This is a genomic window from Proteus penneri, assembly GCF_003144535.1.
In the GTDB taxonomy this organism is placed as follows: domain Bacteria; phylum Pseudomonadota; class Gammaproteobacteria; order Enterobacterales; family Enterobacteriaceae; genus Proteus; species Proteus penneri.
On record NZ_PHFJ01000002.1, the window covers coordinates 285,466 to 298,935 of the forward strand.

11 protein-coding genes are annotated in these 13,470 nt (G+C 36.2%); 10 read left to right on the forward strand and 1 reads right to left on the reverse strand.

The features are described from left to right. Nucleotides 1-85: 85 nt before the first annotated feature. The 10 genes from rpsA (at nt 86) to mqo (ending at nt 12,186) form a co-directional block, all read left to right on the forward strand. Nucleotides 86-1,759, forward strand: a complete 1,674-nt coding sequence (gene rpsA / locus CUB63_RS04310) for a 30S ribosomal protein S1 (protein ID WP_109847533.1) — start codon at nt 86-88, stop codon at nt 1,757-1,759. Nucleotides 1,760-1,821: 62 nt separating this feature from the next. Further along, entirely contained in the window at nt 1,822-2,109 is a 288-nt protein-coding gene (gene ihfB, locus CUB63_RS04315) for an integration host factor subunit beta (protein WP_006537420.1), read from the forward strand. Between the two features lie 399 nt (nt 2,110-2,508). Next, nucleotides 2,509-4,878, forward strand: a complete 2,370-nt coding sequence (locus tag CUB63_RS04320) for a DNA internalization-related competence protein ComEC/Rec2 (RefSeq protein ID WP_109847534.1) — start codon at nt 2,509-2,511, stop codon at nt 4,876-4,878. 36 nt (nt 4,879-4,914) lie between these two features. Continuing rightward, a complete protein-coding gene (msbA, locus tag CUB63_RS04325) occupies nt 4,915-6,660 on the forward strand; it encodes a lipid A ABC transporter ATP-binding protein/permease MsbA (protein ID WP_109847535.1) in 1,746 nt (581 codons plus the stop codon). Continuing rightward, a complete protein-coding gene (lpxK, locus tag CUB63_RS04330) occupies nt 6,657-7,646 on the forward strand; it encodes a tetraacyldisaccharide 4'-kinase (protein ID WP_109847536.1) in 990 nt (329 codons plus the stop codon). The genes msbA and lpxK overlap by 4 nt, the downstream gene beginning before the upstream one ends. A 515-nt stretch (nt 7,647-8,161) precedes the next feature. Beyond that, nucleotides 8,162-8,377, forward strand: coding sequence for a cold-shock protein (locus CUB63_RS04335; RefSeq protein ID WP_023581324.1), 216 nt, complete (start codon nt 8,162-8,164; stop codon nt 8,375-8,377). Nucleotides 8,378-8,791: 414 nt separating this feature from the next. After that, complete coding sequence (locus tag CUB63_RS04340) at nt 8,792-8,971, forward strand: Trm112 family protein (protein WP_004244593.1); 180 nt, start codon at nt 8,792-8,794, stop codon at nt 8,969-8,971. Nucleotides 8,972-8,975: 4 nt separating this feature from the next. Then, entirely contained in the window at nt 8,976-9,737 is a 762-nt protein-coding gene (gene kdsB, locus CUB63_RS04345) for a 3-deoxy-manno-octulosonate cytidylyltransferase (RefSeq protein WP_006537411.1), read from the forward strand. 544 nt (nt 9,738-10,281) lie between these two features. After that, entirely contained in the window at nt 10,282-10,677 is a 396-nt protein-coding gene (locus CUB63_RS04350) for a cupin domain-containing protein (RefSeq protein WP_006537410.1), read from the forward strand. A 12-nt stretch (nt 10,678-10,689) separates the two neighbouring features. Continuing rightward, complete coding sequence (gene mqo / locus CUB63_RS04355; protein ID WP_109847537.1) at nt 10,690-12,186, forward strand: malate dehydrogenase (quinone); 1,497 nt, start codon at nt 10,690-10,692, stop codon at nt 12,184-12,186. Between the two features lie 107 nt (nt 12,187-12,293). Here the strand turns inward: mqo and CUB63_RS04360 are convergent, their stop codons facing one another. After that, nucleotides 12,294-13,217 carry an AEC family transporter gene (locus CUB63_RS04360; RefSeq protein ID WP_072062795.1) on the reverse strand — a complete coding sequence of 308 codons (924 nt, stop codon included), beginning with the start codon at nt 13,215-13,217 and terminating at the stop codon, nt 12,294-12,296. Nucleotides 13,218-13,470 lie beyond the last annotated feature (253 nt).

Below are 13,470 nucleotides of genomic sequence, written 5' to 3' on the forward strand. Positions count from 1 at the left end.
AAAGGATGTAACGAGGTATGTGAAACAACCCCATTCGGCTGGATGCTAAATGGACGTTAATTAAATTTACTTGAAGATCATTAACATGACAGAATCTTTTGCTCAACTCTTTGAAGAATCCCTAAAAACAATCGAAACTCGTCCTGGCGCTATCGTTCGTGGCGTTGTAGTTGCTATCGATAAAGACGTTGTTCTGGTTGATGCAGGTCTGAAATCAGAATCTGCTATTCCTGTAGAACAATTTAAAAACGCTCAAGGCGAATTAGAAATCCAAGTGGGCGACGAAATTGATGTTGCTCTGGACGCGGTTGAAGATGGCTTCGGTGAAACCGTTCTGTCTCGTGAAAAAGCTAAACGTCACGAAGCGTGGCTGATGCTGGAAAAAGCTTACGAAGAAAACGAAACTGTTGTTGGTATCATCAACGGTAAAGTTAAAGGTGGTTTCACTGTTGAACTGAACGGCATTCGTGCGTTCTTACCAGGTTCACTGGTAGACGTTCGCCCAGTTCGCGATACAACTCATCTGGAAAACAAAGAGCTTGAGTTCAAAGTCATCAAATTAGACCAAAAACGTAACAACGTTGTTGTGTCTCGTCGTGCGGTTATCGAATCTGAAAACAGCGCAGAACGCGATCAGTTATTAGAAAACCTGCAAGAAGGCATGGAAGTTAAAGGTATCGTTAAGAACCTTACTGACTACGGTGCATTCGTTGATCTGGGCGGTGTTGACGGTTTACTGCACATCACTGATATGGCTTGGAAACGTGTTAAACACCCAAGCGAAATTGTCAATGTTGGCGACGAAATCACTGTTAAAGTCCTGAAATTCGACCGTGAACGTACTCGCGTATCATTAGGTCTGAAACAACTGGGCGAAGATCCATGGGTAGCTATCGCTAAACGTTATCCAGAAGGTACTAAACCGACTGGTCGTGTAACTAACCTGACTGATTACGGTTGCTTCGTAGAAATCGAAGAAGGCGTTGAAGGTCTGGTACACGTTTCTGAAATGGATTGGACTAACAAAAACATTCACCCATCTAAAGTTGTTAATGTTGGTGATGTTGTTGAAGTTATGGTTCTTGACATCGATGAAGAACGTCGTCGTATTTCACTGGGTCTAAAACAGTGTAAATCTAACCCATGGCAGCAGTTCGCAGAAACTCATAACAAGAACGACCGTGTTGAAGGTAAAATCAAGTCTATCACTGACTTCGGTATCTTCATCGGTTTAGACGGCGGTATTGACGGTCTGGTTCATTTATCTGACATTTCTTGGAATGTTGCAGGTGAAGAAGCTGTTCGTGAATACAAAAAAGGCGACGAAATCGCTGCTGTAGTTCTGCAAGTTGATGCTGAGCGTGAGCGTATCTCACTGGGCGTTAAACAATTATCAGAAGATCCATTCAATAATTACCTGTCTGCTCACAAAAAAGGTGCTATTGTTTCTGGTAAAGTAACTGCTGTTGACGCTAAAGGCGCAACTGTAGAATTAGCTGACGGTGTTGAAGGTTACCTGCGTGCTTCAGAAGCTTCACGTGACCGCGTTGAAGATGCAACTCTGGTTCTGAATGTTGGCGAAGCTGTAGAAGCTAAATACACTGGCGTTGACCGTAAAAACCGCGTTATCAACTTATCTGTTCGTGCTAAAGACGAAGCAGACGAGAAAGACGCTATCGCTTCTGTAAACAATAAAGAAGAAGTTGGTTTTTCAAACAACGCTATGGCTGAAGCTTTCAAAGCAGCTAAAGGCGAATAATTTAAGTTATTAACGAGGCAACGTTAATCGTTGCCTATTTATCGGTAGTTTAGGGAGGTAATATGACCAAGTCTGAGTTAATCGAAAGACTTGCAGGCCTACAATCTCATCTTTCGGCTAAGACGGTTGAAGAAGCTGTAAAAGAAATGCTTGATCATATGGCTGATACTTTAGCTGATGGTGAGCGTATCGAAGTCCGCGGATTCGGCAGTTTTTCTCTACACTACCGTGCGCCGCGTACGGGTCGTAACCCGAAGACTGGTGATAAAGTAGATCTGGAAGGCAAATACGTTCCACACTTTAAGCCAGGTAAAGAGTTACGTGACCGTGTAAATATTTATACGGAATAATAACTCCTGTCGAAATGGCACGATGTTAGTTAACTTTCTCAAAACGGCGCTTAGGTGCCGTTTTTTATTAGTAATTATTATAGCTTTTAGTGTGTTTTTTACTCCCTAATCTTCTTCTATTTCTAATCCTGAATTAATCGATTCGTTCTATTTACTTTATCTTACTCGCATCTTTCTTTTCTATTACTGTATTTTATTTCAGTTTTAATTTCTCTACTTAATTATCGATATCACTTAGTTGTTTTACTTTTTATGAGTTTCTTCTCAAAATTTATTGTATGTAACAAGGGAGCTTTTTCTTTTTATAAAGCATTACTAAAAAATAGCCTAAAATCCTTTCTTTAATCAAATGGTAATATCATGATATTTAAAGAATGATTGAAAGTAAGGATGCTGGAAATGATTTTATTGAATCGAATGATAAGTTTTTTGGGTTTAGAGGTGGCTTCAATAAAACGGAGGTGCTTTCATTCAATCTATTTGCAAAAACTCTATTTCACAACGTTAACTTTAGATAATATTGCTTTGGCGATGATATTAGGCTGCTTACCGTTATTAATTCAACATTCACTTTTTAGCCAGACTATTTATTACATTATTATTCTTGTTGCACTATTTCTATTACTTGTCCCTTTTGCTTTATTCCGATTTTTAGCAATATTTCTATTTTTTTGGGTTTATTCAAATATGGCAGCGTCATCCTTAATGACGAGAACGGAACAATTTGCTGATAATGTGGCAACAATCGAAACCAAAGTGATAGAGTATCGCCAATTAACAGATGGTAATATTGTTATCAAAATACCTATGACGAAAAAAACACTCTTTTCATCATCTATTTATGCTAACGTGTATTGGCGAAATCCGCCTAAAAATATAGCGGTAGGGCAACATTGGAAGTTTAAAATTCAATTCAGAGCTGTGCATAGCTATTTAAATGAAGGTGGATTTGATAACCAAAAATATGCTGTTTCTATGAAAGAAACATTAACTGGTAAAGTGATGTCAGCGAAGTTTATTCGAGATGATATATCACTGCGTACTCAATTTATTGAGACAATCTCAGCTTATTGGCAAACAACAAAAAATAAAGGTGAAATTATTGCTTTAGTCTTAGGTGATAAACGATATATTGAACCAGAGAAAAAAGATCTCTATATGAAAACAGGGGTCGCTCATTTAATTGTGATATCGGGTTTGCATATAGGTTTAGCTGCCTTTGCTGGTTGGGGTATTGCAAGAGGTATTCAATTTCTTTTTCCTATCAGATGGATTAATCCACAGTTTCCATTAGTTATGGCTTGGCTATGTGGTGTTTTCTATGCTGCATTATCAGGTTGGGGAATACCGGCAACAAGAGCTGTTATAGGATTAACCGTTTGGGTGATGTTACATTGGGGGAGCCGATTATTTTTACCTTGGCAATGGGCACTTTGGAGTGCTGCACTCATTTTGATTGTTGAGCCTCTTTCTATTCTTTCAGCCAGTTTTTGGCTTTCATTTTCTGCTGTATTTGCCATTATTTTTTGGTATTGGATGTCCCCATTAAAAGCCAAATATAATCATCAAAAACGGTGGTTTATTTTAAGGTTAATTCACTTACAATTTGGATTGTTAATTATTTTATTACCTTTTCAATTCTATTTATTTGGTGGAGCTAATTTTTTTAGTTTTATTGTTAATTTATGGGCAGTTCCTATTATTTCATTTATTACTGTACCGTTAATAATGTTTGGATTATTGACATCCTTTTCTTCATTTTTACAACCAATAATTTGGCACTGGGTTGATCTTTCTATTAATTTTGCTTTTTGGTGTGCTCCTTTATTTTTACCTTATTGGCAATATAGTGGTACTGTTCCTTTTTTATTGGGGTTTTCAGGTGTTGGCATTATTGTAATGATAAAAATGTCATGGTGGCGTCATCATTTTATTTTACTTATCGCTGTTGGTATTCTTTTATATTGCGAATTCACAACTTTCTCACGTTATCAATGGCGTATGTCTATGTTAGATGTTGGCCATGGTTTAGCTATTATTCTTGAAAAAGATAGAGAAGCAATTATTTATGACACAGGAATACGTTGGAAAAGTGGTGGTTCAATTGCAAAAAGTGTCATTATTCCTTATTTAAAATATCATCGGCTTAATCCAGTGGCATTGATAATTAGTCATGATCATCTCGATCATACAGGGGGAATTAAAGATTTAATAAAAGCTTATCCTCACTTAAGCATTCGTAGTAGTTTTGACGACCCTTCTCATTTAGCTTGCTTAAGCAATGAATCATGGCAGTGGAAAGGACTTCAATTTGATGCATTATGGCCACCCAATAAAGTTCTTTCACCTAAAAATAATCAATCATGTGTGATCAATGTAAGTGATGGTAAACACACTATTCTTTTGACAGGAGATATAGAGAAAGAAGCTGAAGCCCAATTGGTAAGAGTAAAAAAAGATCAACTGAAAGCCGATGTTTTACAGGTTCCTCATCATGGTAGCCAAACATCGTCCACATTGGCGTTTATTCAAACAGTGTCGCCCAAATTTGCACTCGTTTCTGCTGCTCGTTATAGCCTTTGGCGTTTACCTTCTGATAAAGTACATCTTCGTTATAAAAAAGAAGCGATTAATTGGCTAACAACCTCTATTAGTGGGCAGATTTCGATCGAGTTTAATCAAGATAATATTGATGTATTTACCTATAGACGAGATATTTTACCTCGCTGGTATCATCAGTGGTTTGGTGTTTTGACGTTTCCCGAGTAGAATGGCCGGCTAATTATTAAAAGTTTGGTAATATATATGAATGATATAGACCTATCAACGTGGCAAACATTCCGCCGCTTATGGCCGATGATTCGGCTTTTCAAAGCGGGTTTGATCGCTGCAGCAATTGCATTAATCGTCAATGCGGGTGTGGATGCATTTATGATTTCTTTATTAAAACCACTGCTTGATGAAGGTTTTGGTAAAGCAAGTAATGACGTATTAAAATGGATGCCGATTGCTGTTATTGGACTGATAGTTCTGCGTGGTATATCTAACTTTATTTCAAGTTACTGCCTTTCTTGGGTATCTGGGAAAGTGGTAATGAATATGCGTCGCCGACTGTTTTCTCATATTATGGGAATGCCGGTGAGTTTTTTTGATCAGCAATCAACAGGAACTTTGCTTTCTCGTATTACATATGATTCAGAGCAAGTTGCTTCTTCATCATCAGGTGCATTAATTACAGTTGTTCGTGAAGGTGCTTACATTATCGGGCTCTTTGGCTTGATGTTTTACTATAGCTGGCAATTATCTCTGATCCTTATTGTTATCGCGCCTATCGTAGCAGTTGTTATCCGTTTGGTATCGACTCGTTTTAGAACCATAAGTAAACGAATCCAAAATAGCATGGGGCAAGTGACAACTAGCGCAGAACAAATGCTAAAAGGACATAAAGAAGTACTGATTTTTAATGGTCAAGAAGTTGAAAATAAGCGCTTTAATCATGTGAGTAATCATATTCGTCACCAAGGTATGCGTATGGTTGTCGCATCGTCAATTTCAGATCCTATTATTCAATTAATTGCTTCTTTTGCATTAGCTTTTGTCCTGTATGCAGCAAGTTTCCCTGACATTATGGAAACATTAACAGCGGGTACAATTACTGTTGTCTTTTCCTCAATGGTTGCATTAATGCGCCCGTTGAAATCACTGACTAATGTGAATGCTCAATTCCAGCGTGGTATGGCTGCTTGTCAAACACTATTTGCTATTCTCGATATGGAGCAAGAAAAAGACACTGGTAAGCTTGAACTGAAAAAACCAACTGGTGATATTGAGTTTCGTAATGTAACTTTCCAATATGTCACAAAAGATACGCCAGCACTGAAAAACATATCATTTACTATTCCAGCAGGGAAAACTGTTGCATTAGTTGGGCGTTCAGGGTCAGGTAAGTCTACGATTGCAAATCTGCTCACTCGTTTTTATGACATTAATGAAGGTGAGATATTGATTAATGGTCATGATATTCGTGAATACACATTGAAATCTTTACGTAACCAAGTTGCACTGGTTTCTCAAAATGTGCATCTTTTTAATGAAACTGTGGCAAACAATATCGTCTATGCTTGTGAAGATCAGTATACCCGTGAAGATATTGAAAAAGCGGCGAAAATGGCACATGCGATGGATTTTATCCAAAAAATGGATAAAGGCTTAGATACTGAAATTGGTGAAAACGGTGTGTTACTTTCAGGTGGACAACGTCAGCGTATTGCAATTGCAAGAGCGTTATTACGAGATTCACCAATTCTTATTCTTGATGAGGCGACATCGGCGCTAGATACAGAATCAGAACGAGCTATTCAGTCAGCACTTGATGAATTGCAGAGAAATAGAACCTCTTTAGTCATTGCTCACCGTTTATCAACTATTGAAAAAGCGGATGAAATATTAGTTATTGAAGATGGTGAAATTATTGAACGTGGCGCACACCTTGATCTGATTGAGAAAAAAGGTATCTATGCACAACTTCATAGGATGCAATTTGGCAAATGATTGAACGGATTTGGTCTGGTAAATCTTGGCTTTATATCCTATTGCTTCCATTCTCATGGTTGTATGGTGTGATCACGCTGTTAAGGCGTTTTGCATATCAGAAAGGGTGGTTAGCATCATGGAAAGCTCCTGTTCCTGTTGTTATTGTTGGTAATTTAACCGCGGGTGGGAATGGCAAAACACCCATTGTGATATGGCTTGTTGAGCAATTAATACAGCAGGGATTTAAGCCAGGTGTTGTATCTCGTGGTTATGGCGGGAAATCAGACCATTATCCATTACTTTTGACATCCAATACATCACCTGCCATGGCAGGTGATGAACCTGTATTGATTCATCATCGAACAGGTGTTCCCGTTGCAGTTGCTCCTAATCGACGAGATGCAGTAAAAGCGTTATTAGCACAGCATGAACTTGATGTAATTATCACTGATGATGGCTTACAGCATTATGCACTACAGCGTGATTATGAAATCGTTGTTATTGATGGTCTGCGTCGGTTTGGCAATGGTTGGTGGTTACCAGCAGGCCCTATGCGAGAGCGTGCAAGACGCTTAAAGTCAGTAGATGCAATTATCGTTAATGGTGGGGTAAGTCAAGGTAACGAGATAAGCATGACCCTAGAAGGTGATATTGCTGTGAATCTTAAAACGGGAGAAAAGAAACCAGTTCAGCAAATTAAAAAGGCTGTTGCTATTGCTGGAATTGGTCACCCACCTCGATTTTTTAACTCTTTAAATGAAAAAGGGGTCGAGTTAATCACAACAAAAGCATTTAGTGATCATAGTGACTATAGTGCCCAAGAATTACAAGACGTAACACCTAATTTAGAACCTCTTATTATGACAGAAAAGGACGCTGTTAAATGCCAGCATTTTGCGCAAGATAATTGGTGGTATTTACCGGTTAGCGCTGAATTAAATAGTCAATCTGTGCTAAAACAAGTCAGTAATTTAATTTACGGCTCGAAAAAAACTTGTATCTGATCTGAAACAATGATATTTATAGTGGAAATCAGGATAGTGTTACATAAAAGATTACCTACCTATAGTTGCATATCGCTTTTGTCGTAGTTCAATTTAACTCGTCATTACTTTATCTACTCAAAAGCTTTGTGTAGAGAGTTTGTGGATCTTGGATGTAGGGTTAATATTTTGTGTAGCGAATAGCATCGAATTTTATACACAACGAATGATGAAAACCATTTTTGATGGTGACTAATTATCGCTATATTCGATTATCTTTTTTATCAGTGTACAATAAATATCAGCATGTCATTTTCTTGTCATATTGATACTGTAAATATTTATTGAGTTTTATGATATTTATTAAGCTTAGCTATCACGGTTTTGAACATTTATATTGAATAATAAAATGCACTACTTAAATTAATGTGTTCAGAATTTAATTGGGGTTTTATATAAGAAGACATAATAAAAAGTAGGATGCATTAGTATAGAAAAATAAAAACTATACGAAGAACAAAAGGAGTTTATCTATCATGACATTACAATTAAGAATGGGTCGCGTAAAATGGTTCGACAATAACAAAGGTTATGGTCTTATTGTTGCAAGAGATATTGAACAAGAAGTTTATGTCAATAAAAAAGCGATTGCCAATACAAAAAACAAAGCATTAACAGAAGGTCAAGACGTTGAATTTTCTGTTATCAGAACCGCAGCAGGTTTAGAAGCCGCTGATGTTATCGGGTTTTAAATAAGGCTTAGCCTTGTTAAAGATGTAGATAAAACGGTAGTTTAGCATTGAGATTAAATTATCGTTTATACCTATTTTAGGTAGGTAAGCGGAAATAGTTTACCAGCGAGCTGAATAAGTAATATAAAAGAGTTATTTCGTTAATTAGAATGCAATAAAGATAATAAAAAGGTTAAATTATTATCAATAAAAGCTGAATGTAATTCTTTATTAATGATGTTGCAGACTCAACGATAAAAAGCCACAGTAATGTGGCTTTTTTGTTGCTTATAGTAAAAGAGAAAATAATAAATTTATTAATAACCAAAATTATTTTCGAATTATCACTAAACGAGTGGTTTTGAGTATTAACGCTGATCATTCCTTATGATATCCTTTTGCCCTATAAAATGATTAACCCTTGAGAGGGACAAAATGGATCACCGCTTACTCGAAATTATTGCTTGTCCAGTTTGCCACGGCAAACTTATCTTTGATAAAGAAAATTCAGAGCTTATCTGCAAAATTGATCATTTAGCTTATCCTGTTCGTGACAATATCCCCGTTCTTCTGGAGAATGAAGCAAGAGAATTGTCACTAGAAGAGGAAAAGTAATTTCATGTTCACGGTCATTATCCCTGGTCGATATGCATCGACTCGTTTACCGGGTAAACCCCTTGCGGATATTCATGGCAAACCTATGATTGTTCGTGTAATGGAACAAGCTATGCGCTCTGGTGCAAACCGTGTCATTGTTGCAACTGATAATTTAGATGTTGTTGCAGCAGTTGAAAAAGCGGGCGGGGAAGCGTGTATGACTCGCGAAGATCACCATTCAGGTACAGAACGTTTAGCCGAAGTCATTGAAAAGTATCAATTTGCAGATGATGAGATAATCGTTAACGTACAAGGTGATGAGCCTCTTATTCCACCCGCTATTATTACTCAAGTTGCTGAAAATTTAGCAAGTTGTGGTGTAGGAATGGCAACATTAGCGGTGCCTATTGTTGACTCAAAAGAAGCTTTTAACCCTAATGCGGTGAAAGTCGTGATGGATGCAAAAGGTTTCGCACTTTATTTTTCTCGTGCAACCATTCCTTGGGAAAGAGACCGTTTTAATTTATCACATGATGAAATTGGTGAGCATTATCTACGTCATATTGGTATTTATGCTTATCGTGCAGGCTTTATACGTCGATATATTACTTGGGAACCAAGCCCATTAGAATCTATTGAAATGTTAGAGCAACTGCGTGTGTTGTGGTATGGCGAAAAAATCCATGTTGCAAAAGCATTAGAAGTTCCAGGTGTAGGTGTTGATACACAAGATGATCTGATTGCAGCAAGAGCTGCTTATCGTGCACTGAACCAAGAGTTCTAATTATTATATTAAAATCTCAAATATCTAGCGGCACTTATTTTATTAAGTGTCGTTTTTATATTTTTTTAAAATTAATTTAACTACTTAATATTATTGAATTAATTATCGTTTAATTAGATTTATAATTGTAATAATTGATGTTATTTCACCATTTGGTAACAGATATCTTCCTCTTTTACTCCTGAATTCGCAGTTTCAAAATATTGATGATTTGAGTCTCAGTAAAAAGAATTTTTCATCAGAGTAGCAAAATCTCAATTTATGTAACGGGTTAAAATGGTTGAATAAAAAACTAAGATATTTAAGAACGACGGAGAAATATAATAAATTATCGGAATATTCTTTGTAAATAATACTATGTTTTTTTTAATCAACCTATTGAATATTCGATCTAATAATCAATTATATAATTTAATTACTGCTATACTTTTTTAATAATAAAAATACTTAATTATGATGCTAATTTGGGGAAGTAGTAAGAATATTATCTATACTAAATAATTATCAAGTTTTAAGTATAAAATTATTAAAGGAGTTTGAAAATATGATCCGTTGTGTTCGTTTATGGACTGGAGAAGATGGCAATTCGTTATTTGAAGAAGGTGTCATTGAATTTAAAGATAGCTCACAAGGCGATAGAGAAAGTTTACCTATCAATGTTTCAGAATTATCGTTTAGGGAAACAACTTCCGGAGGTTCTTATGATTGGCATCAGGACCCCGTTCCTCGCTATGTTATTACACTATCTGGTACATTAGAATTTGAAGTAAAAGATGGTTCAACCTTCATTATTAGGCCAGGTGATGTGTTATTAGCGCAAGATAATAGTGGCACTGGCCATAAATGGCGCCTTTTAGATAATGAGCCTTGGCGTCGTGCTTATGTTGTCTATAAAGAAGACGCAGGATTATGTTTTAAACCTAATAAAACAACCAACTAATTGGGAGTTGTTATGAATAAACCTATTAGTGAGCAGGTTGATATCGCATTAATTGGCGCTGGTATCATGAGTGCGACGCTCGGTACATTACTTAAAGAGCTTGAACCGAATTTAAAAATCGCTATGTTCGAAAGATTAAATGATTGTGGTCAAGAGAGCTCTAATTCTTGGAACAATGCGGGGACAGGGCATGCTGCTAACTGTGAATTAAATTATACGCCACCAAATTCAGATGGAACTGTTAATATTAGTAAAGCATTAGAAGTTAACACAGAATTCGATCTATCTCGTCAATTATGGTCTTATTTAGTCACAAAAGGCAAAATTACTGATCCTCGAGATTTTATTCATGCTTGCCCACATATGAGTTTTGTTTGGGGGGCTGATAACGTTAAATTTCTTCATCAACGTTATCGCCAAATGTCTGCTAATCACTGTTATGAAAATATGGAATACAGTGAAGATAAAAAACAAATTGAAGATTGGGCGCCATTAATAATGGAAGGGCGTGATCCGAATCAACAACTTGCCGTCACCCGCGTGACGACAGGTACAGATGTCGACTATGGCGCATTAACACATCTCTTAGTTAAGCAACTTTCCCTACAAAACAATTTTGAGTTGCACTATAAGCATGATGTTATCGATATAAAAAGGAATAATTCGGGTGGTTGGAATATTGAAGTCAAAGATCTTACCACTCATGATAAATATATTATTTCAGCAAAATATGTATTTGTTGGTGCGGGGGGACGCGCTATCGATTTGTTGCAAAAATCAGGTATTCCAGAAGGTAAAGGCTATGGTGGATTCCCTGTTAGTGGTATTTGGTTGCGCTGTGATGAAGATAAAATCTGTAGTCGTCATCATGCTAAAGTTTATGGGAAAGCAGATGTAGGCTCACCACCAATGTCTGTGCCACATCTTGATACTCGTATTATTGCGGGTAAACGCTCTCTACTCTTTGGCCCTTATGCTGGATTTTCGAGTAAGTTTTTAAAACAGGGGTCTTATTTAGATTTATTTGAATCAATCCGACCAAGTAATATAGAACCGATGCTTGATGTAGCAAAAGATAATTGGTCATTGACTGAATATTTAATTGGTCAAGTATTACAAACTTCGGCACATCAATTTGAAATGCTCAAACAGTTCTATCCTCAGGCACAGCATGAAGATTGGCAAGAGGCTGTAGCTGGACAGCGTGTTCAGATTATTAAACCTGAAGCTAAGCATCATGGTGTATTAGAGTTTGGTACTGAGTTAATTAGCAGCGCAGATAAATCATTTTCAGTATTATTAGGCGCATCACCAGGTGCTTCTACAGCGGCATTTATTGCTATCAATATTATTAAGTCTTGTTTTAAAGAGCAGCTTGAAAATGATGGTTGGGAAGAACGTCTTAAAACGATTATTCCAACTTACGGTATTGATCTCAAAATAGATGCGGATGCTTGTCGTAATATACGTGAATCAACAGCTAAAATATTAAAATTAGATACACCTTAGTTATAGTATTTATAAAAATAAACAGCCCAGTAGTATAGGGCTGTTTTATTTTTTATCCGTATTGTTAGTATAAATAATATGTTTTCAAGTAAGTGTACCTAGGAAATTTACATCATTTCTACAATAGCAATACCGCCAATAATAGAAAATAATGAACATAATGTACTTAATAATACAGTTCCTGTTGCCATATCTGTATAAGTTTTATATGAAATGGCTAAAGCTGGCACTGCTGTTGCAGTAGGTAATACGCCAATTAAAAATACCGCTTTTAATAATTCAGTTTCTAACCCAAGAGCAAACCCAACACCTAAAATTAACGCACCCTGCACAATATTTTTTATTATCACATTAAAGATAATTTCAGTATTAACTTTAAGCTTAATACCTGAAATTAACAAACCTAAGAAAAATAAAGCAACTCCACCGGAAGTTTTCCCTATTTCATTGACTGAATTTTGCAAGATCTCTGGGAGTTTAATACCGAGAATAGCTAGAATAGCGCCAAAAATAGGCAGAAAAACTAATGGCTGGGAGATGGCATTAAGCAATGATTGAAAGATCCCTTTTCCTTGCTTGGTGCCACTGATAATCATCATGGTAAAAGGTAGGATAATGATAGTGTAAATCAAATTACCAATCACCATTGCAATTAAACCTGATGAACCGACCGTAGCCAGTAATACAGGTGGTCCACAATATGCCATATCTGGGAATGAGGCGGACAAAGCTTGCATGGCTGAATTCTTTTTATCGTGTTTAAAAAAGAATTTGCCGCCTAAAAAACCAATAAGATAAGAAATAAGTAGTCCTAATGCGAGGGCTAATAGATAATCTATGTTATAGAAAATAGATGGAGAGGCTTGTGTTGCTGCTAGAAATAGTGCGAATGGTAGTGCTATTTTAACGACAAAATCAGCAAAGGCTTGTGAATATTCTCTTTTTATAAATCCATATTTACCTGAGAGCCATCCAACTAAAAGTCCTAATATAATTGGCCCCAGTGCTGATAAAATAGTTTGTAGTAACATGTTACCTCTGATTGCTTAATATAGGTACTTTTACTTTATTCAAATATATATAACTAATAAGTAGTTATGTTTTATATGAATAAAGAAAATCTGTATAATTACCTAGTAATTAAAATCAAGTGATTTTAATTATCGAAGATATTTGAAATTATTCAAGAAATAAATAGCAATGTTATTTCACTGTACTAAAAAAACACTTTATTTAGCAAGTAGTACTTAGGAGAATATATTTAATGATATATAACATTGTTTC